The sequence below is a fragment of the Acidovorax sp. BL-A-41-H1 genome (assembly GCF_051942715.1).
Genome location: NZ_JBPVJQ010000006.1, coordinates 778,975 through 802,109 on the forward strand (window position 1 = coordinate 778,975; position 23,135 = coordinate 802,109).

17 protein-coding genes and 1 pseudogene are annotated in these 23,135 nt (G+C 66.4%); 11 read left to right on the top strand and 7 right to left on the bottom strand.

Translation table 11 applies throughout. The features are described from left to right. Nucleotides 1-72: 72 nt before the first annotated feature. Nucleotides 73-1,431: a branched-chain amino acid ABC transporter substrate-binding protein gene (locus ACTPOI_RS16760; protein ID WP_440110816.1), complete on the top strand. Its 1,359-nt coding sequence runs from the start codon at nucleotides 73-75 to the stop codon at nucleotides 1,429-1,431. A 72-nt stretch (nucleotides 1,432-1,503) separates the two neighbouring features. Here the strand turns inward: ACTPOI_RS16760 and mltB are convergent, their stop codons facing one another. From mltB to ACTPOI_RS16780, 4 genes are all read right to left on the bottom strand, one after another. Continuing rightward, entirely contained in the window at nucleotides 1,504-2,631 is a 1,128-nt protein-coding gene (gene mltB, locus ACTPOI_RS16765; RefSeq protein ID WP_440110818.1) for a lytic murein transglycosylase B, read from the bottom strand. A gap of 64 nt (nucleotides 2,632-2,695) precedes the next feature. Next, nucleotides 2,696-4,756: a transglutaminase family protein gene (locus ACTPOI_RS16770; protein ID WP_440110820.1), complete on the bottom strand. Its 2,061-nt coding sequence runs from the start codon at nucleotides 4,754-4,756 to the stop codon at nucleotides 2,696-2,698. 107 nt (nucleotides 4,757-4,863) lie between these two features. Further along, complete coding sequence (locus ACTPOI_RS16775) at nucleotides 4,864-5,826, bottom strand: DUF58 domain-containing protein (RefSeq protein WP_440112652.1); 963 nt, start codon at nucleotides 5,824-5,826, stop codon at nucleotides 4,864-4,866. Between the two features lie 110 nt (nucleotides 5,827-5,936). Continuing rightward, nucleotides 5,937-6,857 carry an AAA family ATPase gene (locus ACTPOI_RS16780; protein WP_440110822.1) on the bottom strand — a complete coding sequence of 307 codons (921 nt, stop codon included), beginning with the start codon at nucleotides 6,855-6,857 and terminating at the stop codon, nucleotides 5,937-5,939. Nucleotides 6,858-6,910: 53 nt separating this feature from the next. Here ACTPOI_RS16780 and ACTPOI_RS16785 point away from each other — a divergent pair, with 53 nt between their 5' ends. The 9 genes and pseudogenes from ACTPOI_RS16785 (at nucleotide 6,911) to ACTPOI_RS16825 (ending at nucleotide 17,953) form a co-directional block, all read left to right on the top strand. Beyond that, nucleotides 6,911-7,864, top strand: a complete 954-nt coding sequence (locus ACTPOI_RS16785; RefSeq protein ID WP_440110824.1) for a histone deacetylase family protein — start codon at nucleotides 6,911-6,913, stop codon at nucleotides 7,862-7,864. Between the two features lie 150 nt (nucleotides 7,865-8,014). Beyond that, on the top strand, nucleotides 8,015-8,806 hold the full coding sequence (locus ACTPOI_RS16790) for an enoyl-CoA hydratase (protein ID WP_440110826.1): 792 nt from the start codon (nucleotides 8,015-8,017) through the stop codon (nucleotides 8,804-8,806). A gap of 83 nt (nucleotides 8,807-8,889) precedes the next feature. Next, nucleotides 8,890-10,222: pseudogene (locus ACTPOI_RS16795) on the top strand (mechanosensitive ion channel family protein). 250 nt (nucleotides 10,223-10,472) lie between these two features. After that, the gene (locus tag ACTPOI_RS16800) at nucleotides 10,473-11,222 is read left to right on the top strand and encodes an electron transfer flavoprotein subunit beta/FixA family protein (protein ID WP_440110828.1); all 750 of its coding nucleotides are present in this window, start codon (nucleotides 10,473-10,475) and stop codon (nucleotides 11,220-11,222) included. Continuing rightward, the gene (locus ACTPOI_RS16805) at nucleotides 11,223-12,155 is read left to right on the top strand and encodes an electron transfer flavoprotein subunit alpha/FixB family protein (RefSeq protein WP_440110830.1); all 933 of its coding nucleotides are present in this window, start codon (nucleotides 11,223-11,225) and stop codon (nucleotides 12,153-12,155) included. It abuts the gene before it with no gap. Between the two features lie 75 nt (nucleotides 12,156-12,230). Continuing rightward, on the top strand, nucleotides 12,231-14,021 hold the full coding sequence (locus tag ACTPOI_RS16810; protein WP_440110832.1) for an acyl-CoA dehydrogenase: 1,791 nt from the start codon (nucleotides 12,231-12,233) through the stop codon (nucleotides 14,019-14,021). Nucleotides 14,022-14,164: 143 nt separating this feature from the next. Next, a complete protein-coding gene (locus tag ACTPOI_RS16815) occupies nucleotides 14,165-15,118 on the top strand; it encodes an NAD(P)H-dependent flavin oxidoreductase (protein ID WP_440110834.1) in 954 nt (317 codons plus the stop codon). A 285-nt stretch (nucleotides 15,119-15,403) separates the two neighbouring features. After that, nucleotides 15,404-16,537 carry an ABC transporter substrate-binding protein gene (locus tag ACTPOI_RS16820; RefSeq protein WP_440110836.1) on the top strand — a complete coding sequence of 378 codons (1,134 nt, stop codon included), beginning with the start codon at nucleotides 15,404-15,406 and terminating at the stop codon, nucleotides 16,535-16,537. Nucleotides 16,538-16,834: 297 nt separating this feature from the next. Continuing rightward, nucleotides 16,835-17,953, top strand: a complete 1,119-nt coding sequence (locus ACTPOI_RS16825; protein ID WP_440110838.1) for an acyltransferase family protein — start codon at nucleotides 16,835-16,837, stop codon at nucleotides 17,951-17,953. 66 nt (nucleotides 17,954-18,019) lie between these two features. Here the strand turns inward: ACTPOI_RS16825 and rnk are convergent, their stop codons facing one another. After that, complete coding sequence (gene rnk, locus ACTPOI_RS16830; protein ID WP_440110840.1) at nucleotides 18,020-18,433, bottom strand: nucleoside diphosphate kinase regulator; 414 nt, start codon at nucleotides 18,431-18,433, stop codon at nucleotides 18,020-18,022. Nucleotides 18,434-18,636: 203 nt separating this feature from the next. Here rnk and ACTPOI_RS16835 point away from each other — a divergent pair, with 203 nt between their 5' ends. Next, a complete protein-coding gene (locus tag ACTPOI_RS16835; RefSeq protein ID WP_440110842.1) occupies nucleotides 18,637-19,806 on the top strand; it encodes a PA0069 family radical SAM protein in 1,170 nt (389 codons plus the stop codon). Nucleotides 19,807-19,822: 16 nt separating this feature from the next. Here the strand turns inward: ACTPOI_RS16835 and ACTPOI_RS16840 are convergent, their stop codons facing one another. After that, nucleotides 19,823-21,583: a phosphoethanolamine transferase gene (locus ACTPOI_RS16840; protein WP_440110844.1), complete on the bottom strand. Its 1,761-nt coding sequence runs from the start codon at nucleotides 21,581-21,583 to the stop codon at nucleotides 19,823-19,825. Nucleotides 21,584-21,725: 142 nt separating this feature from the next. Then, a complete protein-coding gene (locus ACTPOI_RS16845; RefSeq protein WP_440110846.1) occupies nucleotides 21,726-23,123 on the bottom strand; it encodes an HD domain-containing phosphohydrolase in 1,398 nt (465 codons plus the stop codon). Between the last annotated feature and the right edge of the window lie 12 nt (nucleotides 23,124-23,135).

A 23,135-nucleotide genomic window follows, 5' to 3' on the forward strand; every position in this document is an offset into this window, starting at 1 on the left:
CGGCTCTCGACGTGGTCGCCGCATGCCAGGGAGGTGTGTGCGCCCACAACGCATTTCAAGGGAATCACTGGCATGAATAAATTGCGTCCTGCAGGCTTGAAAACGGGCCTTGCGGCATTACGTCCGGCGGTTTGCGCCGCTTCTGCGGCCCTGGCCTGCCTGCTGCCTGCGTCACACGTCTGGGCCCAGACTGCGCCTTCTGCGGCGCCAGCCACCGTGCCTGCATCGCAGGTCCGCCCGGTCAAGATCGCGCTCATTGAAAGCCTGTCTGGCGCCTTCGCCAACACCGGCGAGGCCGTGTACCGCAACGTGTACTGGGCCATGGAGCGCGTGAATGCGCGGGGTGGCGTGCAACTGCCAGCAGCCGCAGGCGGCCCACGCCCGCTGGCGCTGGAGCGCTACGACAGCAAGGGCCAGAACGAAGAGGCGCTGTCCGCGCTGCGCGCCGCCATCGATGATGGCGCCCAGGTCATCCTGCAGGGCAATTCGTCGGCCACCGCGGCGGTGCTGATCGACGCGATCAACAAGCACAACGAGCGCGAGCCCGGCAAGCGCGTGCTGTTCCTCAACTATTCGGCCGTAGACCCGATCCTTACCAATGAAAAGTGCAGCTTCTGGCACTTCCGCTTTGATGCGCATGCCGACATGCGCATGGCGGCGCTGATGGAGGTGATGCGTGAAGACAAGGCCATCAAGAGCGTGTATCTCATCGGCCAGGACTACAGCTTTGGCCAGGCCGTGTTGCGCGAGGCGAAAAAGCAGCTGGCCGCCCAGCGCCCTGATGTGGCCATCGTGGGGGACGAGCTGCACCCCATCGGCCGCGTGAAGGACTTTGCGCCATACGCCGTCAAGATCAAGGCCAGCGGCGCGCAGGCCGTGGTCACCGGCAACTGGGGCAACGACCTGACGTTGCTGGTCAAGGCCGCGCGCGAGGTGGGCTATGACGGCAGCTTCTATACCTTTTACGGCAATGCGCTCGGTGCCCCTGCGGCCATGGGCGATGCGGGCATCGGCAAGGTGTTTGCCGTGGCTGACTGGCTGCCCAACGTCCCCGGTGCGCAGAGCGAGGCGTTCTACCAGTCGTTCCGCACGCGCTTTCCCAAGCCGCAGGACGATTACGTGCACATGCGCATGCAGCTCATGATGGAGGCGCTGGCCCAGTCCATCGAGCGCGCGGGCAGCACCGACACGCTGGCCATCGCGCGCCAGATGGAGACCGCCAGCGTGCAGTTGTCAGGCCAGGCCGGCAGCATGCGTGCGGGCGACCACCAGTTCCAGCAGGCGCTGGCCGTGGGTGTGATGGATAAGAAGGGTGCGCCCGGCGTCAAGTTCGATGTGGAAGGCTCGGGCTACGGCTTCCGCGTGGTGCGGCAGATACCCGCGGCCAAGGCGCAGCAGCCGCACAGCTGCAACATGCAGCGGCCCTCCTGAAACATGGCGCGGCCCCCTGGGGTGGGGGCTGCCGCTTTCAGCCCCGGTACCTGCACCGGGGCATCTGGGCCTTCACTGGCCGCGGCGTGCGGCGGTCACCTCGCGGCCCAGATCGATGACGGACATGGCGTAGTAGCTGGACCAGTTGTAGCGCGTGATGGCGTAAAAATTTTCGGTACCGGCCACGTAGCTCGGCGGCTCGGCGCCGTTTTGCAGCTCCACCAACGCCAGCGGGCCCGTGTGCTGGGCGCCTGCAGCGTCGAGCATGGCGCCCTTGGCCTGCATGCTGGCCGCGCTGAAGGTGGGCAGGATGTCCGGGGCCAGCAGGTCATCGAGCTGCAGGCGCGCGGGGTCGAACTCCACGGCGAAATGCGTGGGCATGCCGGGTGTCCACCCATGCCCGCGAAAGTAGTTGGCCACGGAGCCGATCGCGTCGGCCGGGCTCTTGAACAGGTCCACGCGCCCGTCGCCGTCGTAGTCGATGGCGTAGCGCACCCAGCTCGATGGCATGAACTGGCCCAGCCCCATCGCCCCGGCGTAGCTGCCGCGTGCTTCAAAAGGGTCGGTGCCACTGCGGTTGGACAGGCTCAGGAACTGCTCGAGCTCGCGCCGGAAGAATTCGGTGCGCTCCGGCGCGCGCGGGTGCGCGCCCGGGAAGTCAAACGCCAGCGTGGCCAGGGCATCCATCACGCGGAAGGTGCCCATCTGCTGCCCGTAGATGGTCTCGACCCCGATGATGCCCACGATGATCTCGGCGGGCACGCCGTACTCGCGTTCGGCCCGCTCCAGTGCGGCCAGATTCTCCTGCCAGAAACGCACGCCCGCACGGATGCGGATCGGGTCGATGAAGCGGCCACGGTAGGCGCGCCAGTTCTTGGGCGTGCCCTTGGGCGGCGGCAGCATCAGCCGGGGCACCTGCGGCAGAAAGCGGGCCTGCCCGATGGCCTGGCGCACCCATTCGCGGTCGAGGTCGCGCCGGGCGGCCAGGTCGTCGGCAAACTGCATGGCCTCGGGGCGCGACGCGTAGAGCACTGGTGCCTTCGTGCCCGTTGCGGCCTGGCCCGCCGAGGCTGCAGCCCGGGTGGCTGCAGGCTTGACGGGTTTGGAGGGTTTTTGCGGGGTAGCGTTTGCCGCGATTGTGCTGGCTGCTACTAACGTAATAGCGATGGTGATGCTTCGTGCTGCGGTGTTCATTGCCATGCATTGTCGCGCTGTGCGCCCGGGTGTTCGGCCGATTGGGCGGCTCTACCGCGTCAGCCATGCCTCAGCTGCGGTTCGGGTCGGCCTTGGGCCAGCGCAGCGCGCGGTACTCGCGGCGCAGGTCGGCCAACGCTGCGTGCGCTGCGTTCGCGTTGGGCGCGTAGCGCAGACGCTCCAGGCGCAGCAGCCAGTCGGCCACCGCAGCTCCCTCCGCCCCGAACTGTGCCTGCACGCGCTGCGCCATCGACCGCGGCGGCAGGTTATCCGGCAGGTTCAGGCCTGCCGCCGCCATGCGCCGGCGCGACCGCGCCAGCAGCCGCAGCCACGGGTCGTGCTGGCTGCGTTCCCACAGGCTCCAGCCCACGCCGCCGAGCGCAAAGGTCATCACGATGAAGCCGAGCACCATGGTCAGGTCCTGCCAGCTGGGCGACTCGAACCCCAGCGCCTTGAGCAGGTCCATCTGGCGCGACTGGGTGTAGTTGAGCACCCACTGGTTCCAGCGGCTGTTGACGGCCTCCCACACGGCGCGCATGTTCTGCGCCAGGCCAGGGCTGAGTGTGCCCACGGCCGTGGCAAATGCCCCCTGCGGCGCCTGCAGGCGCTGGAACGCTCCGGTCCGCCCGGGCGACACGGCGCTGGTCGGGTCCACGCGCACCCATCCCTGTCCGGCCATCCACACCTCGGTCCAGGCGTGGGCATCGCTCTGGCGCACTGTCCACAGTCCATCTACCGAATTGCGCTCACCCCCCTGGTAGCCCGTGACGATGCGCGCCGGGATGTCCAGGGCGCGCATCAGCACAACGAAGGCCGAGGCAATGTGCTCGCAGAAGCCTTCCTTGCGGTCAAACCAGAACTCGTCGGCCGTGTGCTGGCCGTACAGGCCCGGGTCCAGGGAGTACACGAACCCGCCGGTACGCAGCCGCGTCAGCGCCGCTTCGACCAGCGCCACTGTGTTGTCCTGCGCCGGGTCGGGGGCGATGCGCGGATCGTTGCGCATCTGCTGGGCCAGCGCGAGCGTGCGCGGATTGAAACCCGCCGGCAACTCGGTGTAGGTGCGCAGGGCAGGCGTCATGGCCATGGGGCCGTGGGTGAAGCGGGGGTAGCTGACCGCCTGGTAGCGCAGCACGTCGGTCACCGGGCGGGTGGAGAACCACTGCAGGTCCTGCGTCATGAACAGGCCCATGCCGGGGAGCCGGGGTTGCTCGGGCGCCGCATCCAGCAGCAGCAGCCACGGCTGCTTGTGGGGCTCCAGGGTCACCTCGTAGCGCAGTGGTTCACCTTCGGTGCGCAGGTTGGCGAGCGTAGGCAGGCGGTCCATCCGCAGGTCGCCCGGGCCGTACGACAGTGGTAGCCACTCGGTACCGTTGAAGCTGCCAAACACCGGGCCGCGGAAGTACAGGTCCCGCTGGGGCGGCGCCGCGCCGTCCGGCGTGTCGAAGCGCACCCGCATCGCCACGCTGTCGTCCAGCGCGAGCTGCGCCACCGTACCGACCTTCATCACGCCCGAGAGGCCGCTGCGTCCGGCCATGGCGTCGCTGGGCACGCCCCACAGCGGCGCCATCCGCGGAAACAGCATGAACAGCGCGGCCATGATGGGCGCGCCGAGCAGGGCCATGCGCGCCGCTGTCCCCAGTGACTGCGCCAGAGGCGGCCGCCCCACCGGCATGTGGGCATTGACCAGTGCAGTGAGCAGCCCCACCAGCGCCACCAGCATGGCGGCGGCGGTTACGAGCGACTGCGAGTAAAAGAAGTTGCTGAGCATCGTGAAGAAGCCCAGGAAGAACACCACCATGGCGTCGCGCCGTGCGCGCAGCTCCAGCATCTTGAGCGCCAGCAGCATCACGATGAGCGTCACCCCCGCATCGCGCCCGAGGATGGTGCGGTGGGTGAAGAGCGTGCCCGCAACGGCCGCCGCCACGAAGACAAGCAGTGTCCAGCGGCTGGGCAGGGGCAGGCCCTTCCAGGCCAGCCAGCCCCGCCACAGCATCAGGCCGGCAGCCATCAGCGTCGCCCAGCCCGGCAGGTTGCCGACCTGCGGCGCGATGACCCACACGATCACAAACAGCAGAAACAGCGTGTCGCGCGCGTCGCGGGGCAGGGATGCGAAGGTCTGGCGCAGAGTCATCGGGTGGTGCCGCTGGATGGGTGTTTGCTATTTAATTGATAGCTATCGGGGATGATGATAAAAGGGCCTCAGGCCGTTTTCATTCAAAAACAGGCTGGTGGGGTTGCTCAGAGCAACGCCAGGGCCTCCAGGCAACGCCGCCGGTGGGCCGGGCCGGTGTCAGGCGCGATTTCGGTGCCCGGCACGCGCAGGCCGTAGTCCAGGCCCAGCCGATCGGCCTGCAGCACCCAGGCCGCCAGGCGGGAAATGCGGGCCTCGGGGTTTTGCAAGCTGGCCTGCTGCATGTCCAGCCACAGTTCGTGGCGCTGGGCTTGCTGGGCGTCGCGGCTGACCAGATCGTCGGTACCGGTACCGAGCGACTTGGCGGCCTTCTTCCAGACCACCAGCTTGAGCGGGTCGCCGCGCCGGTAGGCCCGCACGCCATCGAACTCGCCGATGCCCTGCGACTGGGCGCTGCCCGTGCCGCCACCGCGCGGCTCGCCCGCGGGCAGGGGCGGGGCTGGCGACTCGGGGGCAGGGTACACCAGCACCTGTGCCGCCGGGCGCCAGTAGGTCCACACGCGAAAGGTGCCCAGCGGGAAGCGTGTTTCGGCCGTGAGGGTGGGAATGCGGTGCAGCCCGCGGCGCGGAGGCTTGAAGGCAATTTGCACCGTGGCGCTACCTTGGGCAGGCACATCCGTCCATGCCCAGTGGTGGGCTTCGCTGCCGTCGCCATGCACCGACAGCGCCACGCCGTAGCGGGCGCTCTTGCGGTCGCTGGAGAGCTGTACCTCGACCGCCGCGGCGCTGCCCAGAAAATGCGGCTCGGGTGCGTTGAGGTGCAGCGTCAGGCCGCGCAGGTTGGCGTGGCAGATGTGCATGCCCACCACGGCGCTGCCCGCCAGCAGAAAGGTCAGCAGGTAACCGAGGTTGAGCTGGTAGTTGATGGAGGCCACCAGCAGCACCAGCAGCGTGAGCGCCAGCATCCAGCCCGATGCGGTGGGCAGGATGTAGACGTTTCGTTGCGTGAGGACGAGCGTGTCGCTCAGGGGCAGGCGGGCCTCCCACCAGCGGCGAAAGCGGCGGCGCATGGCCGCCCAGGGGGTAACGGCGGCAAGTTCCGTGCGCCATCCGGCGCGCGCAACGCCAGCGGCGGGTGCGCCGGGGGGATCGATGGCGGTACTCACGGTGCGGCCCGCCTTCAGGGCAGTGGCACGGCGTCCACCATGGCGCGCACCTGCTCCACAGCGCCCCGGCCGGCATCGCCCACAGGCACCAGGCGGTGGGCAATGGTCTGCGGCAGGATGGCCTGTACGTCGTCAGGCGCCACATAGTCGCGCCCGCTGATCAGCGCCTGCGCCTTGGCTGCACGCACCAGGGCAATGCCGGCGCGGGGCGACAGCCCCTGCAGGAACCAGCGGCCCGAACGCGTGGCGGCAATCAGGTCCTGCACGTAGTTGAGCAGCGGCTCGGCCGTGTGGATGGCCTGCACCTCGCGCTGCAGTTGCATCAGCTCGTCGTCGGACAACAGGGGCAGCATGCCGTCGACCATGTCACGCCGGTCGGCGCCCGCCAGCAGCATGCGTTCGGCGGCCCGGTCGGGGTAGCCGATGGAGATGCGCATCAGAAAGCGGTCGAGCTGCGATTCAGGCAGCGCAAACGTGCCCAGCTGGTCGTGCGGATTTTGCGTGGCAATCACGAAAAACGGGTGGGGCAGGGCACGGGTTTCACCCTCCACCGACACCTGCTTTTCCTCCATGGCTTCGAGCAGCGCGCTTTGTGTCTTGGGGCTGGCGCGGTTGATCTCGTCGGCCAGCAGCACCTGGGCAAACACGGGGCCGGGGTGGAACACAAAGGCCTCCTTGCCGCGCTCGTACACCGACACGCCCGTGAGGTCGCTGGGCATCAGGTCGGCCGTGAACTGCACTCGGGAGAACTGCAGGCCAAAGGTGCGCGACAGCGCATGGGCCAGCGTGGTCTTGCCCACCCCCGGAACGTCCTCGATCAGCAGGTGCCCTCCTGCCAGCAGGCAGGCCACGCAGTCCTGAACCTGGGCCGATTTCCCCACAATCACCGTGTTAAGCTGATCCAAAAGGGATTTAATCTTGTGCTGTGCGTTCATGGCATGACGTTATCCGAAAAAACAGGCCAAACGTGACACGCGGGGACAAGACTGTGAGCAAGACGGGCTATTTCACCCATCGGGATTGCTGGAAACACGAGATGGGGCCGGGCCACCCGGAGTGCCCCGAAAGGCTCGATGCCATCGAAGACCGGTTGCTGATCACCGGCGTGGCCGACGCGCTGGAGCGCTACGAGGCCCCCGAGGCTTCGCTGGCCGACATCGAGCTGGCGCACGACCGCATGCACGTGGCAGCGATGCGCGGGATGTCAGACCGGCTCAACGAAGAACTGCTGGCCGGCGGCCCCCAGTACGCGCAGATCGACACCGACACCTCCATCAACGCCCACACATGGGCAGCATCCCTGCGTGCAGCGGGTGCGGCGCTGGCAGCCACCGACGCCGTGATGGCCGGCGAGATCCAAAACGCCTTTTGCGCCGTGCGCCCGCCTGGCCACCATGCCTGCCGCAGCAAGGCCATGGGTTTCTGCTTTTTCAACAACGTAGCGGTGGCTGCCAAGTACGCGCTGCAGCGCTACAACCTCAAGCGCGTGGCGGTGGTGGACTTTGATGTGCACCACGGCAACGGCACCGAAGACATCCTGGCGCACGACCCGCGGGCGCTGATGGTCAGCATCTTCCAGCACCCGTTCTACCCCTACAGCGGCGACCACGATCCGGCGCCCAACATGGTCAACGTGCCCGTGGCCGCCTATACGCGCGGCATGGACATCCGCGAGCTCATCGAAATGATGTGGATGCCCCGCCTGGAGGCCTTCAAGCCCGAAATGATTTTTGTAAGCGCGGGCTTTGACGGCCACCGCGAAGACGACATGGGCCAGCTGGGCCTGACCGAGCAGGATTACGCCTGGATCACGCAGCGCATCATGGATGTGGCCAAGCGGTTTTCCAAAGGTCGCATCGTGTCGTGCCTGGAAGGTGGCTATGTCATGTCTCCGCTGGCGCGCAGCGTGGAAGCCCACTTGCGGGTCCTGGCTGATTTGTGACAACCCCCTGAGCCGCTGCGCGGCTTCCCTCTTCTCTCGGCTTCGCCGGGAAGGGGGACGACGCCAGCGCGGCGGGGCGGCCCTTGCGCGGCGTCCGCTGGCCTGGGCCGCGCCGGTTTCGGTGGCCAGCCTCTAAGGAGAGATATACGCATGACACCCACGAATCAGAATGACCTGTTACAGACCGCCCGCGACAACCGCGGCGTGGTCACCCTCACCCTGAACGACCCCGCACGCTTCAACGCCCTGGGCAGCGACATGCTGGCTGCGCTGCAGCAGGCGCTGGACGGCGTGGCCCGCGACGAGACGGCGCGCGCCGTGGTGCTGGCAGCCAGCGGCCGGGCGTTCTGTGCGGGGCACAACCTCAAGGACATGGCTGCACACCCGGATCTGGCCTGGTACCAGGCGCTGTTTGCCCAGTGCAGCAAGGTCATGCTGGCCATCCACAAGCTGCCGGTGCCGGTGATTGCGCGCGTGCATGGCATGGCGACTGCGGCCGGCTGCCAGCTGGTGGCGCAGTGCGATCTGGCCGTCGCGGCCGACGCCGCGACGTTTGCCACCAGCGGCATCCACTATGGCCTTTTCTGCGCCACGCCCAGCGTACCCCTGGTGCGCAACGTACCGGCCAAGCGTGCCATGGAAATGCTGCTCACGGGCGACTTCATCGATGCGCAGACGGCACTGGCGCAGGGCCTGGTCAACCGCGTGGTGCCCGCTGACCTGCTGGATGCCGAGGTGGAAAAACTCGTGCAGTCCATCTTCGAAAAACCGCGTGTGGCCGTGGCCATGGGCAAGGCGCTAGTGCATCAGCAGCGCGAACTCGGTATCGACGCCGCCTACCAGCTCGCGAGCCAGGCCATGGCAGTGAACATGATGGATGCAGCGGCCCAGGAGGGTGCGCGCGCATTCGCCGAAAAACGCCAGCCCGACTGGAAGCGCTGATGGCAAACCCTGCTGTTGTTGGGGGCGCTACTGCCCACGGCACCGGGTCTGGTACGCCGGCACCTGCCGCCGAGGACCCGTCGATGATCACCGACCTGGGCCAGTGGGCGCAGGCGTTCACCCAGCCTTCCGTGCTGGTCGAGCTGGGTCTGCTGGTGCTGTGCGTGGCATCGGCCTGGACGGTGGTGTGGGCGCTGCGTCGCCGCATCCATGACAAAGACCCGCGGTCGATCTGGTTCGGATCAAGCATGGTCGATGGCGCACTGTTTCCGCTGGTGCTGTTGAGCCTGGGATATCTGGCGCGCACGTTGGCCGCGCAGTGGGTGCCGTTGGCAGTGTTCAAGGTGGCCATCCCGGTGCTGGTGTCGCTGGTGGTGATCCGCATCGGCGTCAAGGTGCTGCAGGTGGCGTTTCCGCAGTCGGCCTGGGTGCGGCCGATCGAGCGCAGCATTCTCATGGCTGGCATGGCTGGGCATGGTGTTGTGGGTCACCGGCCTGCTGCCGCTGGTGCTGCAGGAACTCGACAAGATCAGCTGGAAGGTGGGTGCATCGACGCTGTCGGTGCGAACGATGATAGAGGGCGCAATCACCGCTGGGGCCGTGCTGCTGGTGGCGCTGTGGATCTCTGCAGCCATCGAGGCGCGGCTGCTGCGCGCGGCCACCGGCAGCGAACTGTCGCTGCGCAAGGCCATCAGCAACGCCCTGCGCGCGGTGCTGGTGTTCGTGGGGCTCATCATGGCCCTGTCGGCCGTGGGCATCGACCTCACGGCGCTGTCGGTGCTGGGCGGTGCCGTGGGCGTGGGCATCGGTTTTGGCCTGCAGAAGCTCGCGGCCAACTACGTGAGCGGCTTTGTGATTTTGGCCGAGCGCAGCATGCGCATTGGCGATAACGTCAAGCTCGACGCGTTCGAGGGCCGCATCACCCAGATCAACGCGCGCTACACCGTCATCCGGTCTCCGTCGGGCCGCGAATCCATCGTGCCGAATGAGCTGCTGATCACGCAGCGGGTGGAAAACCTGTCGCTCTCGGACCCGCAGGTGTGGATTTCCACGGTGGTCAGCGTGGCGTACGACTCCGATGTCGATCTGGTTGCGCGCCTGCTGGGTGAGGCCGCGCTGGTCAGCCCGCGCGTGCTGCGCGAGCCTGCGCCAGCCGTGGCGCTGAGCGCGTTTGGCGCAGACGGGCTGGAGTTCACGGTGGGTTTCTGGATTGCCGACCCCGAGAACGGCACGCTGGGGCTGCGATCGCAGATCAACATGGCGATTCTTCGTGCCTTGCGCGAGCACCATGTGGAGGTGCCGTTTCCCCAGCGCGTGGTGCATTTCCAGGCTGCGGATTTGCCGACCAGCGCACGACCCGGGGTTCCGTCGCCTTCGCTACACGAATCGTCACAGGGCCATGGACTTCCGCCCTGACGCACAAGCCCGCACGCCAAGGCGCCTCGCCGCGGACCCCTGCCTTAAACGGTTTCGCACAAGGCCATGGCCCGTATTCCCGTGGGGATGTACGCAGGATGGGTTTACTGGCCTATAATCCGGAAAAAGCACGATCGTTCTTTTTTTCTGCATGCGATGCGTTCTGCCCTGCGGCCTGCTTGGTGCAGTGCGGCATAGAATGTTCCAGTTTACGTAAACGTCAATTCAATCAACTCTAGGAGCCGCAGCAATGAAGGTCTTGGTCCCTGTCAAACGCGTGGTGGACTACAACGTGAAGGTCCGCGTCAAGTCGGACAACACGGGTGTGGACATCGCCAACGTGAAGATGAGCATGAACCCCTTTGACGAAATCGCCGTTGAAGAGGCCGTGCGCCTGAAAGAAAAAGGCCTGGTGACCGAAGTCATCGCTGTGAGCTGCGGCGTGGCCCAGTGCCAGGAGACCCTGCGCACCGCCATGGCCATTGGCGCCGACCGCGCCATCCTGGTGGAAACCGACGTCGAACTGCAGCCCCTGGCCGTGGCCAAGCTGCTCAAGGCCCTGGTCGACAAGGAACAACCCCAGCTCATCATCCTGGGCAAACAAGCCATCGACGACGATGCCAACCAGACCGGCCAGATGCTGGCTGCCCTCGCTGACCTGCCCCAGGCCACCTTTGCCAGCAAAGTCGAACTCGCAGCCGACAAGGTCAGCGTGACCCGCGAAGTCGACGGCGGCCTGGAAACCCTGGCCTTGAGCCTGCCCGCCGTCATCACCACCGACCTGCGCCTGAACGAGCCCCGCTACGTCACCTTGCCCAACATCATGAAGGCCAAGAAAAAGCAGCTCGATACCGTCAAGCCCGAAGACCTCGGCGTGGACGTGGCTCCCCGCCTGAAAACCCTCAAGGTGACCGAACCCGCCAAGCGCGGCGCCGGCGTCAAGGTGGCCGACGTGGCCGCCCTGGTCGAGAAACTCAAGAACGAAGCGAAGGTGATCTAAATGTCGGTACTCGTTATTGCTGAACACGACAACGCGTCCATCAAGGGCGCCACCCTGAACACCGTCACCGCAGCCGTCGCCTGCGGTGGTGACGTGCACGTGCTGGTGGCCGGCCACAACGCAGGTGCAGCCGCACAAGCTGCCGCCCAGATCGCCGGTGTCGCCAAAGTCATCCACGCCGACGCAGCCGGCCTGGAACACGGCCTGGCCGAAAATGTAGCCGCACAAGTGCTGGCCATCGCCGGCAACTACAGCCACATCCTGTTCCCGGCGACTGCCAGCGGCAAGAACATCGCCCCCCGCGTGGCCGCCAAGCTCGACGTCGCGCAGATCAGCGACATCACCAAGGTGGTGGGCGCCGACACCTTCGAGCGCCCCATCTACGCCGGCAACGCCATTGCCACCGTGCAAAGCGCAGACAGCGTCAAGATCATCACCGTGCGCACCACCGGCTTTGACGCCGCAGCCGCAACGGGTGGCAGCGCAGCCGTCGAAACCGCAGCCGCCACCGCCGACAACGGCAAGAGCAGCTTCATCGGCAGCGAAATCGCCAAGAGCGACCGCCCCGAACTCACCGCAGCCAAGATCATCGTCTCCGGTGGCCGCGCGCTGGGCAGCAAGGAAAAGTTCGACGAAGTCATGACCCCGCTGGCCGACAAGCTGGGCGCCGCATTGGGCGCCAGCCGCGCCGCGGTGGACGCAGGCTACGCACCGAACGACTGGCAAGTGGGCCAGACCGGCAAGATCGTGGCGCCGCAGCTGTACGTGGCAGCGGGCATCTCGGGCGCCATCCAGCACTTGGCTGGGATGAAGGACTCCAAGGTGATCGTGGCGATCAACAAGGATGCCGAGGCCCCGATCTTCAGCGTGGCCGACTACGGGCTGGAGGCGGACCTGTTTGCGGCCGTGCCGGAACTGGTCAAGGCACTTTAAAGCCCTGTTGATTGCACAAAGGCATCGCTCGCGATGCCTTTTTTTTGACGAAATTTCGCTTTCCCGGAGACACCCATGAGCTACACCGCCCCCGTCAAGGACATGCTGTTCGCCATCGAGCACCTGGCCAACATTGAACAGATCGCGCAGATCCCCGGCTTTGAAGACGCCGGCCTGGACACGGCCGCTGCCGTGCTGGAAGAGTGTGCCAAGTTCAATGAAGGCGTGCTGGCCCCGCTCAATTGGGAAGGCGACAAGAACCCGTCGAGCTTCAACGCAGGCGTTGTGACCACCACGCCCGGCTTCAAGGAGGCCTTCCGCCAGTACGGCGAAGGCGGCTGGCAGGGCCTGCAGCACCCCGCCGACTTTGGCGGCCAGGGCCTGCCCAAGACCATCGGCGCGGCCTGCATCGAGATGACCAACAGCGCCAACATGAGCTTTGCGCTGTGCCCGCTGCTGACCGACGGCGCCATCGAGGCGCTGCTGACGGCCGGCAGTGATGAGCTCAAGGCCAAGTACCTGGAAAAGCTGGTCACCGGCCAGTGGACCGGCACCATGAACCTGACCGAACCCCAGGCCGGCTCTGACCTGGCCCTGGTGCGCACGCGCGCAGAGCCCCAGCCGGATGGCACCTACAAGATTTTCGGCACCAAGATCTACATCACCTACGGTGAGCACGACATGGCCGAGAACATCATCCACCTGGTGCTGGCCCGCGTGCAGGGCGCGCCCGAGGGCGTCAAGGGCATCAGCCTGTTTGTGGTGCCCAAGTTCATGGTGGGCGACGATGGCAGTCTGGGCGCCCGCAACGACGCCCACTGCGTGAGCATCGAGCACAAGCTGGGCATCAAGGCATCGCCCACCGCGGTGCTACAGTTTGGCGACCACGGCGGCGCGGTGGGTTACCTGGTGGGCCAGGAAAACCGCGGCCTCGAATACATGTTCATCATGATGAACGCCGCGCGCTACGCGGTGGGCATGCAGGGCATCGCGATCTCCGAACGCGCCTACCAGAAGGCCGTGCAGTACGCCAAGGACCGCGTGCAGAGCCGCCCCGTGGACGGCAGCATCAACGCCAGCGCAGCCATCATCCACCACCCCGATGTGAAGCGCATGCTGATGACGATGCGCGCCACCGTGGAAGGCTGCCGCGCCATGGCCACCGTGGCAGCGGCGGCGTTTGACGCCGCGCACCACCACCCCGATGCCGAGGCGCGCAAGCAGAACCAGGCGTTCTACGAATTCATGGTGCCGCTGGTCAAGGGCTACAGCACCGAGACCAGCCTGGAAGTGACCAGCCTGGGCGTGCAGGTGCACGGCGGCATGGGCTTCATCGAGGAAACCGGCGCGGCGCAGTACTACCGCGACGCGAAAATTTTGACCATCTACGAAGGCACCACCGCCATCCAGGCCAACGACCTGGTGGGCCGCAAGACGGCGCGCGATGGCGGCCAAGTGGCCAAGGGCATCGCTGCCCAGATCGAGAAGACCGAGGCCGACCTGCTGGCCAGCGGCACGCCCGCCGCACTGGCTGTGGGCAAGCGCCTCACGGCTGCCCGCAAGGCACTGCTGGATGTTATCGACTTTGTGGCCGGTGGCACCAAGGCCCAGCCCAATGCCGTGTTTGCGGGCAGCGTGCCCTACCTAATGCTGGCGGGCAACGTGGTGGCGGGCTGGCAGCTGGCGCGCAGCCTGCTCGTGGCGCAGGAGCTGTTGCAAAAGGGACAGGACGCAGCCTTCATGCGCGCAAAAATCACCACGGCCCAGTTCTATGCCGAGCACATCCTGGTGAAGGCGCCGTGCCTGCGCGACAGCATTGTGGAAGGCGCATCCAGCGTGACCGAGCTGGCGCTGGAGTCCTTCTGAAGCTGCGCTGGCGCATCCGTTGAGGTGAGACAAGGCCTGTGCGCTCTACAGGCCTTTACTATAAAAATAGTAGCATCTGGTGCAAGTAAATAAAGCGCTAGCGGGCTATTTCGATCAAAAACCGTTTCCTGGAAGTCGTTGCCATGTCCCAACTGCCACCCGTCCTGCAAAACCTGTCGCTGCCCATCATCGGCTCGCCGCTGTTCATCATCAGCAACCCCAAGCTCGTGATCGAGCAGTGCAAGGCCGGCGTGGTGGGCTCCATGCCTGCGCTGAACGCCCGCCCCGCCGAGCTGCTGGACGAATGGCTGGCCGAGATCACCGAGACCCTGGCGGCCTACAACAAGGCCAACCCCGACAAGCCCGCCGCGCCCTTCGCCATCAACCAGATCGTGCACAAGAGCAATGACCGCCTGGAGCACGACATGCAGGTGTGCGCCAAGTACAAGGTGCCGATCATCATCACCAGCCTGGGCGCGCGCGAAGACGTGAACCAGGCCGTACATGCCTGGGGTGGCGTGGTGCTGCACGACATCATCAACAACAAGTTCGCCCACAAGGCGATCGAGAAGGGCGCTGACGGCCTGATCGCCGTGGCTGCCGGCGCTGGCGGCCATGCCGGCACCAAGAGCCCGTTTGCCCTCATTCAGGAAATCCGCGAGTGGTTCGACGGCCCTCTGGCCCTGAGCGGCTCTATTGCCAGCGGCGGTGCGGTGCTGGCCGCGCAGGCCATGGGCGCAGACTTCGGCTACATCGGCTCGGCTTTCATTGCCACGCACGAGGCGCGTGCCAGCGATGCCTACAAGCAGGCGATCGTTGACAGCAACTCCGACGACATCGTCTACAGCAACCTGTTCACGGGTGTGCACGGCAACTACCTGGCGCCCTCCATCCGCGCAGCCGGCATGGACCCCGACAACCTGCCCGAGTCCGACCCCAGCAAGATGAACTTTGGCGGCGATGCCAAGAAGGCCTGGAAGGACATCTGGGGTTGCGGCCAGGGCATCGGCGCCATCAACGCCGTGACCAGCACCGCCGAGATGGTGGCCAAGTTCCGCGCCGAATACGAAGCCGCACGCGCCCGCCTCAAGCTCTGAGTACGCACGCCCATGCACCGGGTCACCCGGTCGCCGTTGCGTGGCCGTGTGGCTGCCAGCAGTGCCCGGCCTGATGTACTCCTTCATCGCCCGCCGCGCTCATGCGCTCGCGGGCGTTGGTGTTTTTGATGCCTGCGTGACAGGCGCGCCAAGGCAGGGCAAACCCCCAACACGAAAGCCGTGGCGGCCCTGATAATGATGATGTTAAATAATCAATAAACAGCGGGAGGGAGGCGCGGAACTTGTTGGAAGGCGCACGTCTGGCTGCTTGCCCGAGGAGCTTTCATGATGGTTCGCGTATGGATGGCGTTGCTGGCGGTGTGCCTTTGCAGCAGCGCCCTGGCCCGCAACGAGGGCGTGACGGCCGATGAGATCCGGCTGGGTGCGTCGGTAGTGCTTTCGGGCCCGCTGGGCCCGCAGACGGCGCAGTACGGCGAGGGATCGCGGCTCCTGTTCGATGCCGTCAACGCGCAGGGCGGCGTGCATGGCCGGATGATCCGATACACCACGCTGGACGACGGGTTCGACCCGGCCCGTGCTGTCGAGAACACCCGCCGCCTGCTGGAGACCGACAAGGTCTTCATGATCTTTCACAGCACCGGCACCGCGCAGACCGCAGCCATCTTGCCGCTCATCAAGGAGCACCGCACGCTGCTGTTCGGGCCGGTCACCGGGGCGTCGGTGTTCCGCGATACCTTCGACCCACTGGTGTTTCATGTACGCGCGGGCTACGCTAGCGAAGCGACCCGCATCGTCTCGCAGCTGCGCCAGCAGGGTGTGAGCCGCGTGGCGGTGTTCTACCCGGATGACGGGCTGGCCAAGACCCTGCTGGCCGAGCTGCGCAAGGCCTCCGAAGCGGAGAAGCTGCCCTTTGTGGCGGAGATCAGGCTGGACCCCAAGCAGCCTGACTTCGCAGCGGCGGCCAGGCAGACCGAGAAGACCGAAGCCCAGGCCGTGATCGTGGCCACAGCTGGCGCTACCTTTACCGACTACATCAAGCAGGTGCAGGCCACATCAGCCCGGCCGTCGTTCTACGGGTTTTCGGTTGCCAGCAGTGACGCGGTGCACCGCGACCTGGGCCCCAAGGCGCGCGGCATCATCCTGGCGCAGATCATCCCTTCGCTGCGCAACACGACCATCCCGGTGGTGGCCGAATACCTGGCACTGCTCAAGGCCAAATCACCGAAGGCGCGGCCCTCGGCGGCGCAGTTCGATGGCTTCGTCCATGCAAGGCTGCTGGTCGAAGGCCTGCGCCGTACCGGGCGCAACCTTTCCACCGAGAGCTTCACCAAGGCCATGGAAGATGCGGGCGAAATCACTTTCGGCCGGTTCAGCGTGCGCTACTCGCCGCGCAGCCACAACGGCTCGACCTATGTCGAGCTGGCCATCATGGACGCGGACGGCAACCTGCGGTACTGACCCATGGACAGCCTCTGAGGGCCTGTCAACGCCCTTGACGTTGGGGCGCGCTCGTAGGGGCCGCGACGCATTGGCGGTATCTACCTTGCGAGTGGGGTGCGGCGGCTGCACGTGCTGAGCACGCTGTCGTTTGTGTGGCGGCGGACGGCGGTGGTGCGCGGCCGTCCCGGGCGCCTGCCAAGGAGCTGGCGGGCGTGTCGCCCACCCGCTGGCGCACCCGTGAAAGACCGCAGACAATAGAGGGCTTTGCCGTACCGGGCGCCTGCTGCACCGGCCCACCTCTTTCATCACGTCCCCATGCCGCCTGCCTCTTCCCGAACGCCGCTGATCGACATGGTCAAGGCGTTGGCCTGCATCGCCATCGTGTGGCATCACCTGGCCTTCTACGGACCCATGTCCGACATCGCGCATCCGCTGGCGCCGGACCTCATGGGTTGGTTGTACGACCACGCACGCATTGCCGTACAGGTGTTTCTGGTGGTGGGTGGCTATCTGGCTGCGGGCAGCATGGCGCCGCAGGGCATGGCACGCTTTGCGCAGTGGAACAGCACGGTGGGTAAACGATTCGTGCGGCTGGTGGTGCCGTATGCGGTCGCGCTGGTCCTCACCGTGGCCGTCTCTGCCATCGTACGTCCATGGTTTGATCATCCTTCGGTGCCCGGTGATCCCACCCTTGCCCAGCTTCTGGCCAATGCGCTGCTCCTGCAGGATGTGCTCGGTGAAGACGCCCTGTCGGCCGGCGTGTGGTACGTGGCCATCGACTTTCAGCTGTTTGCGCTGTCGGCGTTGATCTGGGCGGCCTTGCGGATGCTGCCCGGGCCCGCCGCCGCGCGGTATGCCGCCCCGCTGGGGCAGGGCCTCGTGGTGGCGGGCACGGCCGCATCGCTGTGGGTGTTCAATCGCATGAGCGGGCTGGACATGTGGGCGCTGTATTTCTTCGGCGCCTACGGGCTGGGCATGCTGGCCTTCTGGGCGGTGCACGCGCCCCGCGCTCGTGGGTGGGTGGCACTGATGCTGCTGCTGGGCGGGGTGGCGCTAACCATCGACTACCGCAGCCGCATCCTGGTGGCGCTGCTGACGGCGCTGTCGCTGGTGTGGGCGCTGCGCTCTGAGGCCTTTCGCAACTGGCAGGGCGTACGCCCGCTGGTGTTGCTGGGGCAGATGTCGTACTCGGTCTTTCTGGTGCACTTTGCCGTGTGCATGCTGGTCAATGCCGTGGTGGGCACGCTGTGGCCCGCATCGCCAGTCATCAACGCGCTGGGCATGGCGCTGGCGTTCGGTCTGTCGCTGGCCATGGGGCGACTGCTGTACCTGCGCGTGGAGCGACACGTGCCCACCTGGCGCACCGCGCTGCGCTGGCAGTGCGGGCTGGTCGGCGCTGGCCTGCTGCTGGCGGTGCCGGCGCAGTGGGTTTGACGACCGGCAGCCAGGGACATCGCTGAGCAGGCGGCCATCGTTGCCGCCCGCCGATGGCGCTGCGTCTCAGCGGTGCAGTTCGCCAGCGCTTTCCGGCTGGAACAGGATGGCCTTTACACGCACCGTCATCGTCTTGCCACCCGGTCCGGGCCAGGCCAGTTCATCCCCCACCGATAGCCCCAGCAGCGCGCTGCCCACGGGCGCAAACACCGACAGCTTGTCGGCGCTGCCATCGGCATCACGCGGGTAGACCAGCGTCAGGCAGAACTCCTTGCCGGTCTCCAGGATGGAGAACTGCACGGTGGAATTCATGGTGACCACGTTGGGCGGAATTTCCTCGGGCGGCACCACGTCCGCCCGGTCGAGCTCTGCCTGCAGCTCGGCCTTGCCCGGAAAAGCATTGGCCGGAATCACGGCCAGCAGGGATTCGATGCGATCGACATCGAGCGACGACAGGAGGATGGAGGGCTTGCGCGCCATGGCGAGACTACCTTGTAGTGGTTGCAAAGCGCGCGACTGTAGACCATCGCGAATCTCGCACTGCTGCGCGCGGTCTTCACCAGCGGCCAGCACATCCCCAGCGCGCCGTGCAGGCGGTGCCGACTGCGCTGTGGGCGACGATAGCAATAAAATACTGTATAAATGAACAGTACAAGTGCCGCCTGCCATGTCTGAGCCCTCCCATGGACCGCATCACCATCGACCGCTCCGCCGACTCGCCGGACCCGGCTGAATCCGTGCGGCCTGCGCCTGTACTGCTCCATGGGCGGGGTACTGGCAGCAGCATGGCCCACCGGTTTGCGCGCGAAGTGCGCGCGGTGGTGGACGACGGCTGGGATGGGCTGGGCGCAGAAGAATGGCAAGGGGATGGCCCCGGCACGGCAGGCCCCGGCACGCAGGTGCATTTCGAGACCGCCCGCAGCGCCCTGTGCGCCAACGACTCGCCCGACATTTCGTTTGACCAGTCGGTCAACCCCTACCGCGGCTGCGAGCACGGCTGCATTTATTGCTATGCGCGGCCCACGCACAGCTACCTCAACTTTTCGCCGGGGCTCGACTTCGAAACGCGGTTCATCGCCAAGCACAACATTGCGGACGTGCTCCGCACAGAACTGTGCCAGCCGCGCTACGTGCCGCGCATGCTCAACATCGGCTCCGCCACCGACTGCTACCAGCCGGTGGAGCGTGAACTGAAGCTCACGCGCAGCGTGATCGAAGTCCTGGGCCAAGCGGGCCATGCGTTCTCGCTCATCACCAAATCCAGCGGGGTCGAGCGCGACCTCGACCTGCTGGCCCCGCTCGCGGCCCGGCGGCTGGCTGCGGTGTACATCACCATCACCACGCTGGACCCGGCCCTGGCCCGGCGCATGGAGCCGCGCGCCGCTGCGCCGCACCGGCGGCTGCGCACCATCCGCACGCTGGCGGAGGCGGGCATACCGGTGGGCGTGAGCGTGGCGCCTCAGATTCCGTTCATCAACGAAGACATGGAGCAGGTGCTGCAGGCTGCACGCGAGGCCGGTGCCACCAGCGCGTTCTACACCGTGCTGCGCCTGCCGTGGGAGCTGGACGCGTTGTTCCGCGAATGGCTGCAGGTGCACTACCCGCAGCGCGCAGCCCGCGTGATGGCCCGTGTGCAGGACTTGCACGGCCTGAGCGAAGCCCAGCGTACTGCCGGCAAGGCCTACACCAGCGATTTCGCTCAGCGAATGAAGGGAAGCGGGCTATGGGCCGACCTGCTGCGCCAGCGCTTTGCCAAGGCCTGCCGCACGCTGGGGCTCAACCGCGAGCGGCAGGGGCTGGACCTGGGCCAGTTCCGGCCGGGTCACCTGCGGGGGCAGACCAGCCTGTTTTGAGCGAGAGACAAAGTCCTCAGCTGCGCGCGGGCTGCGCTGTGGGCGCCACGCTGCTGGCGGCTCCAGCAGCCCGCGTGCAGTCCCTGAAGATGTCCAGCGCCGGGTCGTAGATGCCGGTCTGTACATCCATCAGCCCCAGCACCGAATGGAAGTAATGGTCGTGCGTGATGCGCTGCGTGGCCAGTTGCCGCTGCAGGCAGCCCGCGCTGGTACGCGCGCGGGCCTGCATGGCGGGCGAGAGCCACGTCAGCCACGGCACATGCTTTTGCACATCGGGTGCAATCGAGTAGGGAAGGCCGTGCAGGTAGATGTTTTTTTCGCCCAGCGATTCGCCATGGTCTGCTACATAAACCATAGCTGTCTGGGCATTTTTTTCATGCGCTGCAAGCCATTTGAGCACTGAATCGAGGAAAAAGTCGGTTTCTACGATGCTGTTGTCGTAGGCGTTGACCACCTGTTCGCGGCCGCACTCCTGCAGCGCAGTGGACTGGCATTCAGGCAGGAAGACCTTGCGCTCGGCGGCCGACCGCTTGGCATACGCGGGACCGTGGCTGCCCATCTGGTGCAGCACCACCACGGTTCCGCGCTGTCGTTGCTCGGCGGGCAGCGCTGCCAGGCGCTCGTCCAGGCCCTTGAGCATGATGGTGTCCAGGCAATCCGAGCCGCCGGGGCAGTGGGCCGGGTCTTTTTCGCCGGACGTGTTGGCGTTGGGAATGCGGTCGCAGGCGCCCTTGCCGCCCGACTGGTTGTCCACCCACAGCACGGCGAGGCCGGCATGCTGCAGCACGTCCATGAGCCCTTCAAAGTTGTTCTTGCGGGCCTCGAAACCGGTGCGCCCCAGGTGCGAGAACATGCAGGGCACCGACGCCGCCGTGCTGGTGCCGCACGCCCAGGCATTGCGCGCGCTGATGAGGTCGCTGCGCGCCGACAGCAGCGGGGTGGTGGGGCGGCCGTAGCCGTTCAGGGCAAAGTTGCCGGCGCGGCCGGTTTCGCCCAGCACCAGCACCAGCAGTGGCGGGCGCGCCTGCTGTGCGTAGCTCGCGCCCAGCTGTGCATCGCGGCCGACGGGCAGGATCTGGCGCGTGTCCATGCGCAGCGGCCGGGTGGCAATGTTGCCCAGTGCATAGACGCTGTTGAGCGGGTTGATCAGGTAACGCAGCTGTGTGTGATTGCGCATCGTGGACGCGAATTCCTGGAACACCAGCAGCAGGCTGAGCACCGCCACCACCAGCGCCGCGGCAAACAGGCCCGCGTTGTGCAGTGCCTGCCGCAGCAGGGCGCGCTGTGGCAGCGGGTGCCGCCATAGCCACCACAGCGGCGGGCCTGCGAGCACGGCTACGGTAGTGAACAGCCGCCAGTTGAGCAGGTCTCCTGCCTCGTGCACATCGGTCTGGAGGACGTTGGTGAGCATGGTGGCGTCAATCACCACGCCATAGGCCAGCATGAAGTACGCGCCGAAGGCCGCCATCAGCACCAGCGCAGCGGCGGCCGGCTTGGCCACGCCCCGCCATCCCAGCAGGCTGAGCAGCGCCACGTTGGCCGCGGCCACCACGGCGCCAAAGGCCAGCAGGAAGCCCAGCCGGTGCAGCGCTGCCCCATGGCCCCCCAGGTCCAGCACAGCGGCCCACAGCGGCACATTGCACACGGTGGCAATCCACAGGCTGGTGAAGACAGCAAGCCGGGCGGAGTAGGGGAAAGTAGGTGGTGCAGCGCCGTCAAGGTGCAGGCTGCCGGGGGCAGGACGGACAGACCGAAGCCGCGGAAGAATGGATGGCATGGAGCGCATCGTCTGCGCGGGGCCTTAAACCAGCATTAAGGCGCCTTTCAGGCAGCCCCTCGCGGGTGCAGCCTTCCTCCTCCTGTCTGCAGTGCTGCCGATCCCTGGCGCCGGGCGTTGCCCGAGCGCCAATGCAGCACACTCAGTTCGGCATGCGGATGTCCAGCAGCAGCGATAGCCCTTCGGACTTCTCGTACTTGCGGATGCGGCTGATCATCTCGGCCGACAGCGAGTGCCCGGCCGACAGCAGCAGTACGCCTTCCTTGGAGAGCAGGTCCTTGGCCAGTGCCATGCCGGGCTGCAGGTTTTCAGGCGTGAAGCTGTCGATGCGCACAGGCTTGGGTTTGACCTCCTGTGTAACGTGCAGGAAAACATCCAGCACCTCGGGATCGAACTGCGTGCCGCGGCCGCGCTGAAGGATGGTGCGGGCCTCGGCTTCGGTCAGCGGCATGCCGGTGAGGTGGCCATGCGTGAGGTCATCGTAGGTGCTGGCAATCGCCAGGATGCGCGCACCCATCGGGATCTGCGTGCCCTGCAGCTTGTCGGGAAAACCGGTGCCGTCAAAGCGCTCGTGGTGCGCCCGGATCAGCGCGGCCACCGCCTGGTGTTCGTCAAGCGCCATGAACGACTGCGCGCCCAGCACCGGATGGCGTTGGTATTGCACCATTTCTGCGGCTGTGAGCTTGCCCACCGGCTTGGCCAGGATGAAATCCGGCAGGGCCATGAAGCCGATGTCGTGCAGCAGCCCCCCGACGAAAACATCCTGGGTCTCCTCACTGGTCAGGTCCATGGCATTGGCCACCTTGCGGGCGAGGCCCGCAGCACGCTTGCCGTGTCCCGCCAGCACGCCGCTGCGCAGCTCCAGCAGGTTGGAGAAGATCCTGATGCTGGTGAGGTAGTTGCGACGCAGCTGGTCATTGGCCTTTTCCAGATCTGCGGTGCGCGCCTGGACCCGCTCCTCGAGGCCCGTGTTGAGCACGCGCAGTTCCTCGTTCTGCGCCGCAGTGAGCGCCTGCAGCCGTGCGCGGTCGCGCTGCAGCAGCTGGTGCTCCGCCGCCTGGCGTACGGTCAGGCGCAGCTCGGTCTCATCCCACGGCTTGTGGATGTAGCGGTAGATCTGCCCGTTGTTGATGGCCGCAATGGTCGCGTTCATGTCCGCGTATCCGGTCAGCAGGATGCGGGCGGTCTCGGGCCAGCGCTTGCGCACCTCGGCCAGCAGGGCAGCGCCGTCCATGCCCGGCATGCGCATGTCGCTCACGACCACATCCACCGGGTGCTGCTCCAGCAGTTGCAGTGCTTCTGCGCCGCCATTGGCCTGCAGCACCTTGCAGTCCTCGGCGCGCAGCACGCGCTTGAGTGCCGACAGAATGCCCGGCTCGTCATCGACGCAGAGCACGGTCCAGGGCGCTTCGGGGGCGCTGGTCGCAGGGGCAGGCGGCTGGGCCGCCTTCACCTGCTGGTTGGGCGGAGCGGGTGTGGAGAGTGCGCCTTGCGGTTCAGGCGGGCTGGGTGGGGCGGTAGGTGTGTCCGTATCGGTCATCTTGCGCGAGGC